This is a genomic window from Alcanivorax sp. (genome assembly GCF_040118815.1).
In the GTDB taxonomy this organism is placed as follows: domain Bacteria; phylum Pseudomonadota; class Gammaproteobacteria; order Pseudomonadales; family Alcanivoracaceae; genus Alcanivorax.
The window spans coordinates 240,582-258,785 of record NZ_JBEDTC010000011.1 but is presented as its reverse complement, the minus strand read 5'-3'; the positions used below and the strand labels follow the sequence as shown (position 1 = coordinate 258,785).

The following is an 18,204-nucleotide window of genomic DNA, read 5'->3' as shown; positions in this document are numbered from 1 at the left end:
GACATGTCTAACGCTCATGAAGTAGTAGAAAAGAATGTCGGCCTCATGATTGTGCTGACACTGATCGCCGTCAGTTTCGGTGGGCTCGCGGAAATCGTGCCGCTGTTCTGGCAGAAAGCGACCACCGAGCCGCTGGAGACACTGGAGCCTTACACTGCTTTGGAAATGGAAGGCAGGGATATTTATATCCGCGAGGGTTGCCATGTGTGCCACACCCAGATGGTGCGGCCGTTGCGCGCCGAAACGGAACGCTTCGGTGCGTATTCCGTTGCCGGAGAGGATGTTTGGGAGCGCCCCTTCCTGTGGGGGTCCAAGCGTACCGGTCCTGACTTGGCCCGCGTCGGGCTACGCCCGATCACCGAACAATGGCACCGCGAGCACCTGCGCGACCCGCGTCAGGTCGTCCCGGAATCCAATATGCCGGGCTATCCCTGGCTGAAAGAAACCCCGGTGGACTGGAGCTTGATTGAGCGCAAATTGCTGCTGTTTAAGAACACCTTTGGCGTGCCATATACGGATGCCGACATCACCGAACAGATGAGCAAGGTCAATGGCGAATGGGCCAACGCCACAGAAGAAGACGCACTGGTGGCCTACCTGTTTTCACTGGGTCAGGAACGCAAGGAGGCTGTGCAATGAGCTATCACGCCCTGTTTACCCTGGTGTTCTTCCTGGCCTTTGTTGCCATGACGGCATGGGTGTATCGCCCCAGCCGCAAAAAGGATTACGAAAAGCTTGGCTATATCGCGCTGGATGCGGATGAGCGGACAGCCGGGAACCTTGATAAGGGGGACGAGCAATGAGTGACTTCTGGAGTTGGTTCATTATCGTCATTGTCGTTATTAACCTGCTGGGTTGCGGCGGCCTGCTGTTGTGGAATAACCAGATTTCTGCGGAGGAAGCCGCCAAGGAAACCACTGGCCACAGCTTCGACGGAATCCAGGAACGCAACGCGCCCCTGCCCCGCTGGTGGCTGTTCCTGTTCATCGGCACGCTGATCTTCTCCGCCGTGTATCTGGTGCTGTACCCCGGGTTCGGTAAATTCGACGGAGTGCTGGGCTGGACCAGTGACAACCAGTACCAGAAAGAAGTGGCCGTGATGGAAAAAAGCACAGGCCCACTGTTCGAGCAGTATGGGCAGGTAGCCATCGAGGAACTAGTGCAATACCCGGAAGCCCTGGCGGTAGGTGGTCGTCTGTTCGCGAACAACTGCGCGATTTGTCATGGCTCGGATGCCCGTGGCGCCAAAGGCTACCCCAACCTGACCGATGACGACTGGCTGTACGGCGGAAAGCCGGACCAGATCGTCACCTCCATCACCAAGGGGCGCAAGGCGGCCATGCCACCCATGGCGGCGGCCATCGGCAACACCGATGAAGCTGTGCGAGACATGGCACTGTATGTGCAAAGCCTGAGCCGACCGGACTTGGTCAAGGACAGCCAGAAAGCCGCCGCTATTGAACGGGCCAAACCCAAGTTCGCCATGTGCGCAGCCTGTCATGGGCAGGACGCCAAGGGGAACATCATGATGGGGGCGCCCAATCTCACCGATACCACCTGGTTGTACGGTCCACGAGTGGAAGACATCGAATACACCATTCGCCATGGTCGCGCGGGCGACATGCCAGCCCATGAAAACCTGCTCAGCAAAGAGCGCATTCATGTGATCGCAGCCTACGTGTACAGCTTGTCTCAGGGCGCCGACACCGCGAAGTAATTTGCGGGTCGGCCATGGGCTTGCAGGCAAGACGTCACCGCCCTTCATGCAGAGCAAATGGAGGGGCTACCGGTGGCGAAATGGTGTTAGCGGAGAGTAGTCATGTCGGACCCCAAGCGCATCAAGGTCACGGACGCCACCGAGGGCGGCAGCGTGAGCCTGTACAGCAAGCGCGATCGCATTCAGGTTAAGTCCGTTTCCGGACGCTTTCAATTTATTCGCGACGTCACAATCCTCGCAACCATGGGCCTGTACATGATTCTGCCCTGGGTGCGATGGGGCGGTCAGCAAGCGGTATTGTTTGATTTGCCGGGCCGTCAGTTTCGTATTTTTGGCGCTAGCTTCTGGCCCCAGGATTTCCTGTTGCTGTCGTGGATTCTGATTCTGGCGGCATTTGCCTTGTTTTTTGTCACCGTACTTGCCGGTCGTGTCTACTGTGGCTACGTCTGCCCACAGACTACCTGGACCCGCTTCTTTCAATGGATCGAGTTCTGGTGTGAAGGTGATCGCCACAGTCGCATCAAAATGGACAACGCGCCCTGGTCGGCCACCAAAATTATGCGCCGTGGCAGCAAGCATGTGCTCTGGCTGGTTCTTGCGCTACTCACCGGCATCACCTTTGTGGGTTACTTCTCGCCCATTACCGATTTGACCACCCGCTTGCTTAGCTTCGGCTGGGGTGGCTGGGAGCTGTTCTGGGTCGGCTTTTTCACGGTGGCGACCTATGGCAACGCCGGGTTTATGCGCGAACAGGTTTGCCTGTACATGTGCCCCTACGCCCGTTTCCAGAGCGTCATGTTCGACCGTGACACCTTGATCGTGTCCTACGATGAAAAGCGCGGCGAGCCCCGTGGCCGCGGCGCCAAGAAGCGCCAACAGGGTCAGGATGCAGAGGTGGAAAAAGGCGACTGCATTGACTGTGGCATGTGCGTTCAGGTCTGCCCAACCGGTATCGATATTCGTGAAGGGCTGCAGTATGAGTGCATTACCTGTGCCGCCTGCGTGGATGCCTGTGACGATGTCATGGACCATATCGGCAAACCACCGGGGCTGATTCGCTACACCACCGAAAACGCCCTGGATGGTTTGAAGTCTCGCATCCTGCGCCCCCGATTAATCGGCTATGGGGTCATCCTCATCATTATGGGCGGCCTGTTCATGGGCACCCTGTACAGCCGGGTGCCACTACAGGTCGATGTGATTCGCGACCGAAACCAGCTGTACCGCACCGCCAGCAGTGGTGAAGTGGAAAACATCTATCGACTGGAAATTCAGAACAAGGGCCAGAGCAGCCACCGCTACACGCTTACGCTAAAGGGCCCAGATGGCTTGCGCATGGATAACCGCACTGAATTTACCCTGGAGGGCGGCAAGAAACTGTCCTTGCCGGTAACCGTGAGCTACGACCCCTATGAAGTAGAAATGGAGTCCGCTCCGATCTGGTTTACGGTAACCGCACTAGACGACCCTGACTTGGAGAAACGCCATGAATCCCGATTCATTGCCCCAGGGCGATGAGCTTCCCTGGTATCGCTACCCCTTTTTGTGGCTCGCCATCCTGCTGCCTGCCACGTCGGTAGTCGGTGGCCTGACCCTACTGTATATCGCCATCGTTAATGCGGACACGCCAGTCGTGGACGAGTGGTACAAGGAAGGTCGCGCCATCAATCGCTCAGTGGAGCAGGAACGCCTTGCTGCTCGTCTGGGTATTCGTCTTGAGCTGGCCCAGGTAGGTGCTGGCATTCAAGCGCGCCTTGGCAGCGATACGGGCATCCCCATGCCTGACACCCTGAACGTGGCGCTGCGCCACCCTACTCTCCCGGAGCGTGACATCACCCTCACCCTGGAGCACATGGAAGGCGCCCTGTATCGCAGTGACGGCACTCTGCCCGACGACGGCCGACGCGCCGCCACGGTGACAGCCACAGGTGATCACTGGCGCCTGTATCAGACCGTCATGACCCAAGGCGACAACCTGACACTAGGGAAAGCGGCCACACCATGACCGTTGCCTGCTGGCATTGCAGTAACCCGGCACCCGCGGGCGCCTTTCCCGCGCAAACGCCAGACGGCCCCCGTGACGCCTGTTGCCCGGGGTGCGCCGCCGCCATAGAAACCATTTATGGACTGGGCCTGGATGACTACTACCTGATGCGCCAGGATGTCGCGCCACAGCCGGACGATCAGCGCCAGGCCCTGGATTGTGCCCTTTTTGCGGTGCCAGAACTGATCGCCCCTCACCTCAGTAACCTCCCCGATGGTCAGCGACTGAAGCTGCAGCTTGGCGGACTTACCTGTGCCGCTTGCAGCTGGTTAATCGAAAAAACCATTAGCCAGCAACCCGGGGTGCTACGCAGCAGCGTCAACCTGGCCAGCATGACACTGAGCGTCGACTATAGCGGGCAAGCCGACGCCAGCCAGACAGCGCAACGCATTCAGGCATTGGGTTACACAGTAACCTTGCCCGGCGACCCGCGAGCCCAAGCTGATGAGCAACGCGTACACAAGCGATTGCTCGGCCGACTGGCACTGGCCGGTCTGGGTGCCATGCAGGCGATGATGTATTCCACCGCCCTGTATATCGGCGTATTCGACGGCAAGGATGCACCCTACGAGTGGGTGTTCCGGCTCGCCAGTTTCGCCGTCGCCACACCGGTGGTGTTCTATTCCGGCTGGCCGTTTTTCCAGGGTGCCTGGCGCGGCCTCAAGCAGGCTCGCCTGACCATGGATGCGCCCATCGCGCTGGCGCTGCTACTGGCCTGGGCCGGCAGCCTGGTGATGATGGCCACTGGGGGCAAGCATGTGTATTTCGATTCCGCTGCCATGTTCGTGTTCTTCTTGCTGGCCAGCCGCTGGCTGGAGCAGCGCCAGCGCATGACGATCCAGCACGCCTATCGACGGCTCAGTGATACCCTGCCCCAGGCCGTGCGTCGCCTTGATGAGCATCAGCTACCGCAATGGATTAGTGCCCGACAAGTCGCCAAGGGGGATCGCTTGCAACTGATACAGGGCGACATTATCCCGGTGGACGGCACGCTCATCGAAGGCCGTGGCGCGTTTGATGAGTCTGCGCTTAACGGCGAACCCTTGCCGATAAACCGTGGCATTAATGATCCCGTACATGCCGGCAGCCGCCTGGTGGAAGGCAATATCGTGCTGGAAGCTTCCGGATCCGCATCCTCCAGCCTGGTGGCGAAAATCGCAGAACAAGTAGAGCATGCCCAGCACGAACGTGTTGAAGTTGTTAGAGACTGGCAGCGTATCGCACCGCTATTTACCGGTGGCATTCTCTTGCTGGCGGGTATGACGTTTGCCTGGCACTGGTCCGCGGGTGCAGCACTAGCCTTTGAGCACACCCTGGCGGTGCTGGTGGTAACTTGCCCTTGCGCGCTTGCGCTCGCAGTGCCTCTCACCCTGTCATCAACGCTGGGCACCGCATTGCGCGAAGGTATTCTGGTGGCCTCGCCACGCCAACTTCTACGCATTACCGCTGTGAAAGGGGTGCTCTTTGATAAAACCGGCACCCTCACCGCCGGTCAGTTCCGTATTGTCGACACCCGGACCGTCGCTAACCACACAACTCTCCCCGCTGCGGAGGAAGATCTGCTGGCGATTGCAGCCGCACTTGAGTGGAACAACCCTCACCCGCTGGCCAGGCCCTTCCAGCAATATTCGCGCCATCCAGGCATGACAGCACTTCAGGCGGACCATACGGGTGTCACCGGAAAATTGCTGAATAGTACCTGGCGCATAACCGGTGCACCGGACTTGGCACGCCCCGGCACAACCTGTCTGCAGCTGCTTTGTGATAATGAAGTACGGCTTTACGTATGGCTGCAGGACCCGATTCGAACAGAAGCCAACGCTGTGGTGAGGTCCTTGGCCGATCTTGGCATCACCTCTCGGGTTGCCAGTGGCGACAACGCCCAGGCCGTGGACGCCGTCGCTGATCAGCTGGGAATCCTTGAGCGCCGCGCCCAGCAGCGGCCTGCCGAAAAAGCCGCCTGGCTGGCACAACTGGAAAGCACCTCACCGCAAATGATGGTTGGCGACGGCATCAACGATGCTCAAGCCATGGTGGCAGCATCGGTCTCCGTCGCCACAGGGAATGCCACCAGCCTGGCCCAGCGAGCCGCCGGACTTTTTCTGTTGCACGACACACTTCACGCTGTTCCCGCTCTGCCGCAGCTTTCCCGGCTTTGCCAACGCACCATCCGCCAGAATCTGGCGTGGGCATTGCTTTACAATATTGTTGCCGTACCGTTTGCGGTCAGTGGCTTGCTGCCGCCCTGGGGCGCAGCGCTGGGCATGTCTGCCAGCTCGCTTCTGGTCACATTCAACGCCACTAGGGTGACTCGATGGAAATTGTCTTCCTGCTGATACCGCTAGCCTTGCTGTTCCTGGCTGGCGCCATTGCTGCCCTGTTCTGGGCACTGCGCAAGGATCAATTCGATGATCTGGATAACGCGGCATGGCATGTGGTGTTTGAAGATCGTGAGCAGCGCAAACATGGCCGCACAAAAACCAGCAAGGAACAGGATAAAGCCCGCCGGGAACACCACACAGCGAATCACCAGGCCCGGCAAGAGAGCCCCCGCGATGACCAGTGAAGCGCTTTTTCCCTTGCTTGCCAGCGCCGCCCTGATCGCCAGTGCAGGCTCTGTTCACTGCATTGGCATGTGCGGCGGTATCAGCAGCGCATTGACCTTCTCGATACCGGAAGCACGCCGCCAAGGAATGGCGCTGTGGGGATGGCAATTGCTGTTCGGACTAGGCCGAGTTGGCACCTATTGCGCACTAGGCGCCCTGGCCGGCGCGCTCGGCGGATTATTTCTGGCGCAGCTCCCCGGCCCTTCCATGGCGGCTGGGCTGACACTGTCTGGCATTCTGATGCTGTTACTCAGCGCGTATTTGCTGGGCCGTGGCGGACTGTTACAGCGAGTGGAAAAAATTGGCCAACGGTTGTGGCGAGGACTGCAACCGGTGACTCGCAAGCTGATGCCGATTGATCATCCGGCAAAAGCCCTTGCGCTTGGAGCGCTATGGGGATTCTTGCCCTGCGGGTTGATCTATACGAGCCTGGCGTTGGCGGCCACCGCTGGCTCCGCATTGGCAGGCACATTGGTTATGCTCTGTTTTGGCATTATCACCGTTGCACCTGTCGCGACCACCGGGGTGCTGGCCTCCCAGCTGCAACGGTTTCGCCGTGGCGCCTGGCCTGCCTTGGCTAGCGTGCTCACCCTGTGTCTGGCACTACTGTTCTTCTGGCAAGCCTGGGTCATGACGCAGCAAGGTCATGGTGCACACGCCATGCATTCCTCGGCGCCGCCGGTATCCACATCCCCGCCCGGACATGACGCACAAACGCCCAATGCGCATCGGCATCACGCCCACCCTTGATCTGGATCAAATAGCGCAGCACCACCAGGAGGATAATCAGCATCACATTGCGCATGCGGCCATAGGAGGCCTCCATGGTTAGCTGGAACACATCACTCATTCGTCAGTACGGCGGCCCCGGCCCGCGTTACACCTCCTACCCGCCTGCCACCAGTTTCCATGCTGGCGTCAGTGAAGATGACTTTTGGCTGGCGCTGGATGAAGGCAATGTGATGCGCCGCCCGTTGTCGCTGTACATGCATATCCCTTTCTGCGACAGCGTCTGTTACTACTGCGCCTGCAATCGCATTGTCACTGCCAACAAGGCACGGGGTGCGGAGTATCTACAGCTGCTGAAACAGGAAATAAAGCGCAAGGCGACGCGAGTCGACAAGCGTCGGCCGGTGACGCAAATGCACTGGGGCGGCGGCACCCCCACGTTCCTGGATGACGGGCAGCTCACCGAGCTGGTCTACGACCTGGCCCGCCACTTCAATCTCCGTGATGACGATCGCAGTGACTATGCCATCGAGATTGATCCACGCACGGTGGACCAGTCCCGGCTGGGATTGCTGAGAGGGCTCGGATTTAACCGGGTCAGCCTGGGCGTGCAGGACCTGGATCCGCGCGTGCAGAAAGCGGTGAATCGCATCCAGCCCTATGAGCTAATTCGAGACACCATGGCCTGGAGCCGCGATTTTGGCTTCCGTTCTATCAATACGGACCTGATTTACGGGCTGCCATGGCAATCGGAATCAAGCCTGGCTCGAACCCTGGAGCAGCTGTTAGCGCTCCGGCCCGATCGCATCTCCCTGTATAACTATGCCCACCTGCCATCACGGTTCAAGATTCAGCGTCAAATCCAGGAGCGCGCTCTGCCTGGCCCGGAAGAAAAACTGCGCATGCTGACACGGGCAGGGAAAATGCTTCAGGAGCATGGCTATCGGTATATCGGTATGGACCATTTTGCGTTGGAAAATGACAGCCTGTCCGTAGCACAAAATAACGGCCTGTTGCATCGCAACTTCCAGGGTTACACCCTCCATGGCGACGCGGACCTTTTAGGGCTGGGGGTGAGTGCCATTAGTCAGCTTGGTAGCCTGTACGCCCAAAACCACAAAGCATTGAGCGACTGGGCAGGCGACCTGGTACAGCGACGACTGCCGATTGAAAAAGGCTTCATGCTTAATCGCGATGATCAAATCCGACGAGCGCTGATCATTCAGCTGCTCTGTGATCTGTCCGTGGACATGTCCGTATTCAGCGACACCTGGGGCATTAATTTTTCGGAGTATTTTGTCGACGCCCTGTCTGAATGGGTGGCATTTGAAGCGCAAGGGCTGGTAGCCGTGAATAACAATCGGCTACAGATCACCGAAAGCGGACGTCTGGTCAGCCGCGCCCTGGTGATGCCCTTTGATCGCTATACCTCGCGGCAACAACAAGCCCGGTTTAGCCGGATTATTTGACCTTTATTCTACTATTTTCACTCTATACTCTAAGAGTGCCGCTTTACGCAGCGATCAACCGGAGTCAGACCGTGTCCCATCATGTTTCCTGCAATGACTGCAGTCTCAGCCCCATTTGTCTGCCCCTGGCAGTGGCACCCGCACAACTGGATCAGCTGGACCGTATCATCCATCGTGGCCGGCCCCTGAAGCGCGGCGATCACCTGTTTCGTGCTGCGGACGGGTTCGATTCCGTCTACGCAGTCCGCTCCGGCGCCCTGAAAACCTATGTAGTTAGCGATGATGGCGAAGAGCAAGTCACCGGTTTCTACCTGCCCGGTGAAGTGCTCGGTATGGACGGCATCAGCACAGCCCGTCATGTTTCCAATGCTAGAGCACTGGAAACGGCCACGGTGTGCGAAATTCCTTTCTCACAACTGGAAACGCTTTCCCAGCAGATCCCCTCTCTGCAACATCACTTTTTCCGGTTGATGAGCAATGAGATCCGGGCGGACCGGGAGCTGCACATGCTGCTTGGCAAGAAAAGTGCAGAGGATCGTGTGGCGTCCCTGCTGCTCTCTCTCTCTGCGCGACATCAGCGCCGTGGCCTGAGCGACAATATTTTTCGCTTGCCCATGTCCCGCTATGATATTGCTAATTACCTGGGCATGGCCGTGGAAACCGTCAGCCGTATTTTTACGCGCTTCCAGCAACAGCAATGGCTGCGTGTTACCGGCCGTGAAATTGAAATTCTGGATCGTGCCCGCCTTTGCGGACAGAACCACGATCCCGCTTTGGAGATCACACTGTGACAGCCCCTGTCGTCGCCATTCTTGACCGTAGCCTGAAAGCCAACCAGCCCGCCCTGAACAAGGCGCAACGCATCGCGGCCGCGTCCAGTGCGCCACTGCATATCATCGTCAACGCCTACTCTTCCGCCATGGTGCGTGCAGTGGGTCTGGATACGGAACGCCAGCAGGGCGCCAGGCAGCAAATCAGCAGCGCCTGGCACAAGCGCATTACTGAACTGCTGGGTGAGGACACGGGAGAAGTACGTGTCCTTTGGGAAAAAGACAGCATGGATGGATTGCGCAAAACTATATTGGCGCTGAGTCCATCTCTGGTCGTGGTGCATACCAGTGACGACAGCGCCCTGCGTCGTCATCTCTTCACGCCACGGGACTGGCAATTAATTCGCAAGGCTCCTTGCCCGGTGCTCTGTGTCCATAGTCGCGAATGGAATGCCGCGCCGCGCATTCTCGCGGCGCTGGACCCGGGCACCGGTGAAGCGTGTGATGACAGGCTCTCTGTGCGCATATTGGAAGGCGCACGCCAGCAGGCTGCCCTGCTTGGCGCCAACCTCACCGCTTGCCACGTACTCGATGAAATGGATGAAGGCCTGATTATGGTGGCCGGCGAAGCCATTCCGGATTACACCGGCAGCATGGAAAAAGTGCGTGCCTTCCACCGGGATAATTTCTTTCAATTTGGTGCCGCCCAAGGCCTCGACAAGGGGCAGCTAGTGACACTGAATGGCCCCATTGCCCATAGCCTGTCCGATTATTGCGACAAGGAAGACGTGGACCTGCTGGTGCTGGGGACCGTCCATCGCAATCTTCCCGAGCGGTTATTGCTCGGCTCCACAGCGGAATCGGTGATTACCCGAGCCAACGCGGACGTGCTGGTGATCAAACCTGAAGGCTTCCAGTCCCCCTGGAACACCGATGATGATGAGCAATGACGTTAACTTGTGATGAGGATGAATCATGTCAGACAAGAAGGACTTTACCGCCCGCGCCCGCCAGCAGCTTGAAGACTGGGACTACCAGCTGGATCGCCTGTCAGCCCGGCTGAACGATTTGCGTGATGAGTGGCGCGGTGAGGCGCGGGAAAAGCTGAACGACATTAAAGGCCGCCGTAGCGAATTTGAGGAAAAACTGGAGCGCCTGGAATCCCATAGTGATGACGCCTGGGATGACATCAAGGCCGGCCTTGAAATTGCCTGGGATGGCCTGAAAACCGGCTTCCTCGCCGCCAAGAGTGAATTCGAGGACAACAAGAAACACTAAAGGAACGAAAGCGATGACGCGGCCACGTTGCCACGTCATCGCTTAACGTCGGGTCAGGCGCCCTGCTCTGCCCTGCGGAACACCGGTTTCAGCGCGGTAGATTCCGCTTCACAATAACGATAGCCCGCCACATCAAACTGCTTTAGTTTACCCGGGTCTTTCAGGCCTTTCTTGATAATCCAGGCCGCCATCAGGCCGCGCGCCTTCTTGGCGTAAAAACTGATAACCTTGTATTTGCCGTTTTTTTCGTCCTGAAAGACAGGCTCGATAATGGTGCCGGCAACGTCTTTCTTCTTGACGGATTTGAAGTACTCGTTGGACGCCAGGTTCACCAGAGTATCGGTTTTGGCCGCTTTCATGTCTTTGTTCAACAGGTCGGTAATAGTATCACCCCAAAAGGTGTACAAGTCCTTGCCACGGACATTGTCGAGCCGCGTTCCCATTTCCAGCCGGTAAGGCTGCATAAGGTCCAGCGGCCGCAACACCCCATAAAGACCTGACAGCATGCGAAAACGTGACTGAGCCTCGCTGAGCTGGTTGTCAGTGAACGACTCAATGGCTAGCCCGGTGTACACATCGCCCTTAAAGGCGAACGCCGCTGGGCGTGCATTTTTCTTGTTAAAGGGACGAGCCCAGAGGGAAAAACGCTCAGCATTCAAGTGGGCAATTTTGTCGCTGACGCTCATCAGGCTGCTGATATCCGCCGGCGAAAGCTGGCGTGCACGCTCAATTAGCACCTCGCTATCATCAAGCAAGCGGGGTTGCGTGGCTTTCAATGACGGTAATTCACTCTCGTAATCCAGCGTTTTTGCCGGCGAGACAACAATCAACATGCCCTTCTCCTTTACATATGCCTGTCGGGATTATATGAATCAGGAAAGGTCAGGTCTGCATCTGTGGAGGATAAATGCGCCTATTGCTTGTATTAACTGTGGTTATCGCGGTCTCAGCCCTGCTATGGGGGAGCTGGCAATGGGGCCGGCGCCCGTTTTTGCTGATCGCCAGCCTGGTGCTGGCCGGCCTGATCGTATTGGCCGTAGGCGTCTGGCAAAGCGGCAAGAATGACCAGGTGTATTTGCCACCGGAAGGCGTGGAACTGTCCCTCTCGGAAATTCGCGGCTCGGAATCCGGCGTGCGTCTCAGCGGGACCGTGCGTAACGAGGGCAAACAGGATGTGGCGGCGCTATCCCTGCAGGCGCAAGCGCTGCATTGTCCGTCAGCCAATGAATGCCAGGTGATTTATCAGCAGCCCATTACCCTGCAGATGTATCTGCCCAGCGGCAGTGAATATCAATTTGCCGTCGTCAGTCGTCACCCGGAGGAAAAGACTCCGGTAGATCGTTGGCAACTGCGAGTGGTGAAAAAGCTGGCCTACCCGGAACAGGAATAAGCACCACAAAACCGGGCTGGCATGATTTGGCATGAGTCGTCACAATGCGGCTTCCAAACTCCCAGGAGTCATTATGGCATCACTGATTCCCGGCCAGCTCACCCCCATCGGCGACTACGCCTGGCGGGTACTGGCGCGCAACCCGGGCATGATGACCGGGCCAGGCACCAACAGTTATTTGTTTGGCAGGGACAGCCTTACCGTTATTGACCCCGGTCCGGAGGACCAGGAGCACCTGCAGGCGTTATTGCAGGCCGCACGTGCTCTGGACAAGCCGATTACTCAGGTCGTCGTGACCCACACTCACCGCGACCACTCCCCGGGCGCCCTGGCACTGGTGGCTGCTACCGGTGCCCGCTGCCTGGGCCCTTCCGTGCCCGATGATGGCCTTCAGGATGAAAGCTGGAATGCGGACCGCCTGTTAGCCGAAGGCGACACGGTGGACTGTGGCGGCGTCACCCTGACAGCCATTGAGACCCCCGGGCATGTGGGCAACCACCTTTGCTACCTGAGCGAGCAAGGTCTGCTATTCACTGGCGACCACCTGATTCAGGGCTCCACGGTAGTGATCGCACCGCCTTCCGGTTCCATGCAGGCGTATTTTGCTTCGCTGAGAAAACTCATCGGTCGCGGCATCAGCTTGATGGCGCCAGGCCATGGCGACGTCATTGCCAGCCCGGATGAGTCGCTGGAACAGACCTTGGCGCATCGCCAGAAACGCGAAGACAAGGTCATCGACAAGCTCGCAGCCGCCGCCTCTCCTCTATCTGAGCTGGTCAAAGAGGTGTACGACGACGTCCCGGTATTTTTGCATGGCGTCGCGCAGTTTTCCCTCCACGCCCACCTGATCAAACTGGCTGAAGACGGCAAGGCAACAGAATCAGCCGAAGGCTGGTCGCTGCTGCCATAGGCGCCTCGCCTGACGGCGCGCCTACAGCCACCCCTTGCGCTTGAAGTACCAGTACGGCGCCATGCCGGACAGCACCATCAGGCCAATGGCCATGGGGTAGCCAAAACGAAAATCCAGCTCCGGCATGATTTCGAAGTTCATCCCGTAAATGCTGGCAATCATGGTGGGTGGCAGGAACACCACTGCCGCGATGGAAAAGATCTTTATGATCTGGTTTTGCTGGATATTGATGAAGCCCTGGGCCGCATCCATCAGGAAGTTGATCTTGTCGAACAGGAAGGTGGTGTGTGACAACAGGGTATCCAGGTCGTGCTGGATTTCCGCACAGGTACGCCGGCGCACCTTGTCCGATCGCACATAGCGCTGAATAAACGAGATGGATCGCTGGGTATCCATTAGGCACAGGCGGATTTTCCCGTTGGTGTCTTCCAGCTGTGCCAGGCGTTCAATGTCCTCTTCCAGTTCCCCGTTTTCCTCTTCCAGCACGCTATAGCCAACTTTTTCCAGGTCCCGGTGCACGTCTTCCAAAGCATCCGCCAGGTTTTCCACTTTCTGGTCGAGAATACTCAGCAGGATATCCAGGGGTTGCGATACCTTGACCCAGCCGCGCCGCACTCGCAGGCGCAGCAAGCGGAAATCCGGCAAGCGCGAATCACGGAACGAGAGCAGCCGCCCTTCCTGTACCACAAAGGCCACCGTGGAAGTTCGGGCCCGACCTTCTGACTGGAACAGGAACAGGGAGTGAACATGCAGCCCCTGCTCATCACTGAAGAAACGGGCAGAGGCTTCGATTTCTTCCATGTCGTCGGAATCGGGCAGCTCCGCCTGAAGAAACTGCTGGACCAGATTCCTCTCCTCTTCCTCGGCATCAACCAGATCAATCCAGCTGCCGTCTTCAGCCAGCGATGGCATGATGGTGTCGACATCCTTTTCACGAAGAACACCATTTTCGATTCGAAAGATATGCAGCATGATGTTTCCCTGATCATCCTCGCCGGCAGCTGCCGGCAATCTTTGTAGAGCCGTTATGTGTTTACCGACAACCGGGCCCCAGGCTCGGCAAACTGCGTCCCTTATCGGTCTGAGCAGCGATGCGCAGCTGCACCGCTGGGCGGGTTTGATGGGGCGATCCCAAGCAGACCGCCTGCTGGCTACGTTAAGCCAGACTCTCGATTGGCAACAACCCAAGATTACCGTGTATGGGCGGCAGCACCCAGTCCCGCGGTTAACCGCCTGGCACGGTGATGCCGGGCTGCGCTATCGCTATTCCGGACATATACACATTGCGACGGGCTGGCCTGCTGCGCTGTTGCCGGTCAAAGCCGAGATTGAACAAGTCACAGAAAAAACGTTCAACAGCGTACTGGCGAACCTGTACCGTAATGGCGACGATCGCATGGGCTACCACAGCGATAACGAACCGGAGTTGGGGGATGCCCCCTGGGTCGCCTCGTACAATCTCGGCGCCTGCCGGGAGCTGACTTTTCGGGCGAAAGGCCCGGGCAGCCAGCGCCAGTGCCTGAGTGTAGCGCTTCATCATGACGATCTGTTGTTGATGTCACCGGGGGTGCAGGCCGGCTTTGAGCATGCCCTGCCCCGCCGTCGCAACCGCCCGGATCCGCGTATCAATCTGACCTTTCGGTACATTGTTCCTGGCCAGAGCTCGAGCATTTAAACCCGCGCCCTGCTACACCACGGCATTCAGGCAAAAAACAGATAACTCAGGAAAATGGCGCTGACCAGCCCGGCGGCATCTGCCGCCAGCCCGCACCACAACGCATAGCGGAAATCGCGGATACCAACACTGCCGAAATACACCGTCAGCACATAGAACGTGGTTTCCGTCGAGCCCTGCATGACCGCAGCCATGCGCCCCGCCAGCGAATCCACGCCATGGGTCTGCATCACGTCTACCATGGCGGCCCGCGCCCCGGAACCACTCAAGGGCTTAAGCAATGCCACGGGCAGCGCATCCACAAAGCGGGTATCCAGACCAAGCGCACCAACCCCGCTGCGAATGCCAGCCAGAAACAAGCCCAGCACGCCCCCGGCCCGCAGCATGGCAATGGCTGCCAGCATGGCCACCAGGTAAGGAATGATTTTCACCGCAAGCGTGAAGCCCTCCTTTGCCCCCTCGACAAAGGCATCGTAGCTATCCACCCCGGATCGCCAGGCGGCGATAAAGAACACACTCAAGACAAGCAGAAGAATGCCGTTACCCAGCAGGCTGGCAAAGGTGTTGGCGGCCTCGGTCGGGGCCAGCAGCACAACGGCGCCAAGTAGCCCCAACACGGCTAGCCAGACGCCCATCACCGTAAGCAGCAGCGGGCTGGCCAGAGGCAGCTTTTGCACCCTGGCGGTAACAATTACACCGACCAGGGTGGAAATGGTGGTTGCCATCAGTAAGGGCAGATATACCAGTGCCGGGTCTTGCGCCCCCTGCTGGGCCCGAAATAGCAACACCGTGACCGGCACCAGAGTTACCGATGAGGTATTGAGAACCAGAAACATGATCTGGCTGTTGGTGGCTGTGCGCGGAGTTGGGTTGTCTTTCTGTAAGGACTCCATGGCCTTAAGCCCCAGCGGCGTCGCGGCATTATCCAGCCCCAGCATATTGGCCGCCAGATTCATGGAGACCGGGGCCGCAGCTTCCGGGGTACGGGCAATGCCAGGCATCACACGAGACAGCACCGGGGTCACCCAGCCGGACACTCGGTCGGCCAGACGGCTTGCTTCCGCCAACCGAAACAGGCCACTCCAAAGTGCCAGCACCCCGATCAATCCCAGGCTCACCTCCACTGCCAGGTCGGAGGATTCCCACAGGGCATTGATAAGACGCCCCGGCGCCTCCATGTCCCCGGCCATGAGCTGGATCACAGCCCCGGCGATACCCGCCAGGAAAAACAGGCTGAACAGTCTGTGCAAAGTATCTCCCGTGCGCTAGGGTCATAGAATTGCGCTGATAGACGGCGCTTGCGGCACTGCAACTTCGTGCCATCACGATAGTCTACACCGATAGCCGGCGATTCAACCCTGAATGACCGCTCCCGGGCTGTCGGCTATACTGAAAAAAACTGTTTGAGAGCCAGTATGTCATTACTCCGTAAGCTGTTCCCTCTTGCACTTGCCCTGTTATTGCTGGGTGGTGCGATCAAAGGCGGCGGCGCCTTGCACGCCTCATCGCCGGATATTCAGGGCGACCTGAAACCGACGGAAGAGCAACTGGAAGCGGCTGAAGAAATTGCTGACAAACTCAAGTACCACTATCGCCAGCTCGACTTCGATGATCAGCTCTCCGAACATGTGCTGCAGCGCTATTTGAAAGACCTGGATCCCAATCGCCTGTATTTCCTGGCGTCCGATATCAAGGACTTCCAGCGTTATAGCGAGATACTGGATGACCAGCTGCGCAAGGGCCAGCTGGAAGGCGGCTATACCATTTTCAATCGCTTCCAGCAGCGCCTGGAAGAGCGCCTGGCCTGGTCACTGGACACCATTGCCAATGATCTGGAGTCCCTGACCTTCGATAGCGAAGAGTCGGTAAGAGTGGATCGTGAAGATGCCCCTTGGGCCAAGGACAAGGCTGCTCTGGATCAAATCTGGGAACGGCAGCTGAAAAATGCCGTGCTCTCCATGCGCCTCAACGATTCCAGTGCGGAAGATATCGAAACACGGCTCACCCGCCGTTACGAAAGCCAGCTCAAGCGGATCAAGCAGAACACCCCTGAGGACGTGTTTCAGGTGTACATGAACGCGCTGACACAGACGTTTGATCCTCACACGACTTACTTCACGCCGCACAACTCGAAAAACTTCGACATCAGCATGAGCCGTTCACTGGAAGGGATTGGTGCGGTGCTGCAGTACGAAGACGGCTACACCAAGGTGGTGCGTCTCGTTCCTGGTGGTCCGGCGTCCAAAGGTGGCCAGTTGAAGCCTGCGGATCGTATTGTTGGCGTATCCCAAGATGAAGAAGACCCGGTTCCTGTTATCGGCTTGCGCCTGGATGAAGTGGTCGACCAAATTCGTGGCCCCAAGGGCACCAAGGTCAACCTGGAAATCATCCCCGCGGGCAGTGCCAGCGAGCATGACACTCGCACCATCACCATTGTGCGTAACAAGGTGGTGCTGGAAGAACAGGCCGCCAAGAAGGACATCATTCACGTTGACCGAAATGGCCAGGAGCTGAAACTGGGAATTATCGAAATCCCCGCCTTCTATCTGGATTTCGACGCCTACCACCGCGGCGATCCGAAATACACCAGCACCACCAGCGATGTGGCCAAGCTGCTGGTCGAATTACGCAAAGAAAATATCGACGGCCTGGTCATCGATCTGCGCAACAACGGCGGCGGTTCACTGCTGGAAGTGAACAAGCTGGTCAGCCTGTTTATCAATCGGGGCCCCACGGTGCAGGTGCGCGAATCCAATGGCCGTGTCAGCGTCGAAGGTGACAAGTTCCCCGGTGTGCTTTTTGCCGGCCCCATGGCCGTTATGGTGAACCGTTACAGCGCCTCGGCATCGGAAATTTTTGCCGGCGCCATGCAAGACTATGGTCGCGCATTGATTGTCGGGGACCAGACATACGGCAAAGGCACGGTGCAAACCCTGCTCGATCTTAATCATGGCAAGCTGAAGATGACTAACGCCAAGTTCTATCGGGTGTCGGGTTCCAGCAACCAGAACTTGGGGATCGTACCGGATGTGGATTTACCCTCCCTGGTAGACAAGGACGACGTGGGCGAAAGCTCTCTGCCCAACGCCCTGCCCTGGGATGAAATCAAATCTGCCAATTTTCAGCGTGTCACCGATCTGGTGCCTTTCCTGCCCCAGCTACGCGAGCGCCATGTAGAGCGCACGGATAGCGACCCGGAATTTATCTACGTGCATTCCCTGCGTAAGCTTCTCGACGTGAACCGTAACCGAACAGAGCTCTCGCTGAACGAAAAAGCGCGTACTGAGATGCAGACGGAATATGACAAGGAGCGGCTAGCCATCGAGAACAGCCGCCGCCAGGCTCGTGACGAAGAGCCCCTTGAGAGCATCAAGGCGCTGCGTACTTTGGAAGAGCAACGCGCTCTGGATCCGGAAAGCCATGACGAAGCCATGGATGAAGACCCCTACGTTCGTGAAACCGGGGAAATTTTGGTGGATTACATGGATTTACTGAGAGACAACCAGGTCGCCCGCAAAGGCTGACTTTCTCCAGGAGAAACGCAAAACACAAAAAACCGGCTCTCAAGCCGGTTTTTTGTGTCTCTCTGCCACTGGATCACGCCGCACACATCGCG

Annotated in this window: 19 protein-coding genes; 16 read left to right on the top strand and 3 right to left on the bottom strand. The window is 58.0% G+C overall.

The window, feature by feature from the left end:
* The first annotated feature begins 3 nt into the window (after positions 1 to 3).
* The 12 genes from ccoO (at position 4) to ABNH18_RS08525 (ending at position 10,613) form a co-directional block, all read left to right on the top strand.
* The gene (gene ccoO / locus ABNH18_RS08580) at positions 4 to 639 is read left to right on the top strand and encodes a cytochrome-c oxidase, cbb3-type subunit II (RefSeq protein ID WP_349382422.1); all 636 of its coding nucleotides are present in this window, start codon (positions 4 to 6) and stop codon (positions 637 to 639) included.
* On the top strand, positions 636 to 803 hold the full coding sequence (locus tag ABNH18_RS08575; protein WP_349382421.1) for a cbb3-type cytochrome oxidase subunit 3: 168 nt from the start codon (positions 636 to 638) through the stop codon (positions 801 to 803). Before ccoO ends, ABNH18_RS08575 begins: the two co-directional genes overlap by 4 nt.
* Positions 800 to 1,717, top strand: a complete 918-nt coding sequence (gene ccoP / locus ABNH18_RS08570; RefSeq protein ID WP_349382420.1) for a cytochrome-c oxidase, cbb3-type subunit III — start codon at positions 800 to 802, stop codon at positions 1,715 to 1,717. The genes ABNH18_RS08575 and ccoP overlap by 4 nt, the downstream gene beginning before the upstream one ends.
* 102 nt (positions 1,718 to 1,819) lie before the next feature.
* Positions 1,820 to 3,235: a cytochrome c oxidase accessory protein CcoG gene (gene ccoG, locus ABNH18_RS08565; RefSeq protein ID WP_349382419.1), complete on the top strand. Its 1,416-nt coding sequence runs from the start codon at positions 1,820 to 1,822 to the stop codon at positions 3,233 to 3,235.
* Positions 3,204 to 3,722 (top strand): FixH family protein, encoded by a 519-nt coding sequence (locus tag ABNH18_RS08560; RefSeq protein WP_349382418.1) that lies wholly within the window; start codon positions 3,204 to 3,206, stop codon positions 3,720 to 3,722. The genes ccoG and ABNH18_RS08560 overlap by 32 nt, the downstream gene beginning before the upstream one ends.
* Complete coding sequence (locus ABNH18_RS08555; protein ID WP_349382417.1) at positions 3,719 to 6,097, top strand: heavy metal translocating P-type ATPase; 2,379 nt, start codon at positions 3,719 to 3,721, stop codon at positions 6,095 to 6,097. Before ABNH18_RS08560 ends, ABNH18_RS08555 begins: the two co-directional genes overlap by 4 nt.
* Positions 6,076 to 6,327, top strand: coding sequence for a cbb3-type cytochrome oxidase assembly protein CcoS (gene ccoS, locus ABNH18_RS08550; RefSeq protein ID WP_349382416.1), 252 nt, complete (start codon positions 6,076 to 6,078; stop codon positions 6,325 to 6,327). Before ABNH18_RS08555 ends, ccoS begins: the two co-directional genes overlap by 22 nt.
* Positions 6,317 to 7,117, top strand: coding sequence for a sulfite exporter TauE/SafE family protein (locus ABNH18_RS08545; RefSeq protein ID WP_349382415.1), 801 nt, complete (start codon positions 6,317 to 6,319; stop codon positions 7,115 to 7,117). Before ccoS ends, ABNH18_RS08545 begins: the two co-directional genes overlap by 11 nt.
* Before the next feature lie 74 nt (positions 7,118 to 7,191).
* On the top strand, positions 7,192 to 8,565 hold the full coding sequence (gene hemN / locus ABNH18_RS08540) for an oxygen-independent coproporphyrinogen III oxidase (RefSeq protein WP_349382414.1): 1,374 nt from the start codon (positions 7,192 to 7,194) through the stop codon (positions 8,563 to 8,565).
* Positions 8,566 to 8,600: 35 nt separating this feature from the next.
* Positions 8,601 to 9,356 carry a fumarate/nitrate reduction transcriptional regulator Fnr gene (fnr, locus tag ABNH18_RS08535; RefSeq protein ID WP_349382413.1) on the top strand — a complete coding sequence of 252 codons (756 nt, stop codon included), beginning with the start codon at positions 8,601 to 8,603 and terminating at the stop codon, positions 9,354 to 9,356.
* Positions 9,353 to 10,285 carry a universal stress protein gene (locus ABNH18_RS08530; RefSeq protein ID WP_349382412.1) on the top strand — a complete coding sequence of 311 codons (933 nt, stop codon included), beginning with the start codon at positions 9,353 to 9,355 and terminating at the stop codon, positions 10,283 to 10,285. The genes fnr and ABNH18_RS08530 overlap by 4 nt, the downstream gene beginning before the upstream one ends.
* Before the next feature lie 25 nt (positions 10,286 to 10,310).
* Positions 10,311 to 10,613, top strand: coding sequence for a sll1863 family stress response protein (locus tag ABNH18_RS08525; protein ID WP_349382411.1), 303 nt, complete (start codon positions 10,311 to 10,313; stop codon positions 10,611 to 10,613).
* Between the two features lie 53 nt (positions 10,614 to 10,666).
* Here the strand turns inward: ABNH18_RS08525 and yaaA are convergent, their stop codons facing one another.
* Positions 10,667 to 11,446 carry a peroxide stress protein YaaA gene (gene yaaA / locus ABNH18_RS08520; protein WP_349382410.1) on the bottom strand — a complete coding sequence of 260 codons (780 nt, stop codon included), beginning with the start codon at positions 11,444 to 11,446 and terminating at the stop codon, positions 10,667 to 10,669.
* A 74-nt stretch (positions 11,447 to 11,520) separates the two neighbouring features.
* Between yaaA and ABNH18_RS08515 the strand changes: the two genes are divergently transcribed.
* Both ABNH18_RS08515 and ABNH18_RS08510 read left to right on the top strand, forming a co-directional pair.
* The gene (locus tag ABNH18_RS08515) at positions 11,521 to 12,003 is read left to right on the top strand and encodes a hypothetical protein (protein ID WP_349382409.1); all 483 of its coding nucleotides are present in this window, start codon (positions 11,521 to 11,523) and stop codon (positions 12,001 to 12,003) included.
* Positions 12,004 to 12,076: 73 nt separating this feature from the next.
* Positions 12,077 to 12,913 carry an MBL fold metallo-hydrolase gene (locus ABNH18_RS08510; RefSeq protein ID WP_349382408.1) on the top strand — a complete coding sequence of 279 codons (837 nt, stop codon included), beginning with the start codon at positions 12,077 to 12,079 and terminating at the stop codon, positions 12,911 to 12,913.
* A gap of 21 nt (positions 12,914 to 12,934) precedes the next feature.
* Here ABNH18_RS08510 and corA read toward each other — a convergent pair whose 3' ends face one another.
* Positions 12,935 to 13,885, bottom strand: coding sequence for a magnesium/cobalt transporter CorA (gene corA / locus ABNH18_RS08505; RefSeq protein ID WP_349382407.1), 951 nt, complete (start codon positions 13,883 to 13,885; stop codon positions 12,935 to 12,937).
* Between the two features lie 55 nt (positions 13,886 to 13,940).
* Between corA and ABNH18_RS08500 the strand changes: the two genes are divergently transcribed.
* Positions 13,941 to 14,588 (top strand): alpha-ketoglutarate-dependent dioxygenase AlkB family protein, encoded by a 648-nt coding sequence (locus ABNH18_RS08500; protein WP_349382406.1) that lies wholly within the window; start codon positions 13,941 to 13,943, stop codon positions 14,586 to 14,588.
* A gap of 26 nt (positions 14,589 to 14,614) precedes the next feature.
* Here ABNH18_RS08500 and ABNH18_RS08495 read toward each other — a convergent pair whose 3' ends face one another.
* Entirely contained in the window at positions 14,615 to 15,838 is a 1,224-nt protein-coding gene (locus tag ABNH18_RS08495) for a spore maturation protein (RefSeq protein ID WP_349382405.1), read from the bottom strand.
* 165 nt (positions 15,839 to 16,003) lie between these two features.
* Here ABNH18_RS08495 and ABNH18_RS08490 point away from each other — a divergent pair, with 165 nt between their 5' ends.
* The gene (locus tag ABNH18_RS08490; RefSeq protein WP_349382404.1) at positions 16,004 to 18,112 is read left to right on the top strand and encodes a carboxy terminal-processing peptidase; all 2,109 of its coding nucleotides are present in this window, start codon (positions 16,004 to 16,006) and stop codon (positions 18,110 to 18,112) included.
* Positions 18,113 to 18,204: the final 92 nt, after the last annotated feature.

Excerpts from the sequence above, each read along its gene's own strand:
- ccoG (WP_349382419.1), top strand. The coding sequence starts at position 1,820 with ATGTCGGACCCCAAGCGCATCAAGGTCACGGACGCCACCGAGGGCGGC.
- ABNH18_RS08490 (WP_349382404.1), top strand. The coding sequence starts at position 16,004 with ATGTCATTACTCCGTAAGCTGTTCCCTCTTGCACTTGCCCTGTTATTG.
- ABNH18_RS08510 (WP_349382408.1), top strand. The coding sequence starts at position 12,077 with ATGGCATCACTGATTCCCGGCCAGCTCACCCCCATCGGCGACTACGCC.
- ABNH18_RS08500 (WP_349382406.1), top strand. The coding sequence starts at position 13,941 with ATGTGTTTACCGACAACCGGGCCCCAGGCTCGGCAAACTGCGTCCCTT.
- ccoS (WP_349382416.1), top strand. The coding sequence starts at position 6,076 with ATGGAAATTGTCTTCCTGCTGATACCGCTAGCCTTGCTGTTCCTGGCT.
- corA (WP_349382407.1), bottom strand. The coding sequence starts at position 13,885 with ATGCTGCATATCTTTCGAATCGAAAATGGTGTTCTTCGTGAAAAGGAT.
- ABNH18_RS08560 (WP_349382418.1), top strand. The coding sequence starts at position 3,204 with ATGAATCCCGATTCATTGCCCCAGGGCGATGAGCTTCCCTGGTATCGC.
- ABNH18_RS08525 (WP_349382411.1), top strand. The coding sequence starts at position 10,311 with ATGTCAGACAAGAAGGACTTTACCGCCCGCGCCCGCCAGCAGCTTGAA.
- hemN (WP_349382414.1), top strand. The coding sequence starts at position 7,192 with ATGGTTAGCTGGAACACATCACTCATTCGTCAGTACGGCGGCCCCGGC.
- ABNH18_RS08575 (WP_349382421.1), top strand. The coding sequence starts at position 636 with ATGAGCTATCACGCCCTGTTTACCCTGGTGTTCTTCCTGGCCTTTGTT.
- ABNH18_RS08555 (WP_349382417.1), top strand. The coding sequence starts at position 3,719 with ATGACCGTTGCCTGCTGGCATTGCAGTAACCCGGCACCCGCGGGCGCC.
- ABNH18_RS08515 (WP_349382409.1), top strand. The coding sequence starts at position 11,521 with ATGCGCCTATTGCTTGTATTAACTGTGGTTATCGCGGTCTCAGCCCTG.
- ccoP (WP_349382420.1), top strand. The coding sequence starts at position 800 with ATGAGTGACTTCTGGAGTTGGTTCATTATCGTCATTGTCGTTATTAAC.
- ABNH18_RS08545 (WP_349382415.1), top strand. The coding sequence starts at position 6,317 with ATGACCAGTGAAGCGCTTTTTCCCTTGCTTGCCAGCGCCGCCCTGATC.
- ccoO (WP_349382422.1), top strand. The coding sequence starts at position 4 with ATGTCTAACGCTCATGAAGTAGTAGAAAAGAATGTCGGCCTCATGATT.
- yaaA (WP_349382410.1), bottom strand. The coding sequence starts at position 11,446 with ATGTTGATTGTTGTCTCGCCGGCAAAAACGCTGGATTACGAGAGTGAA.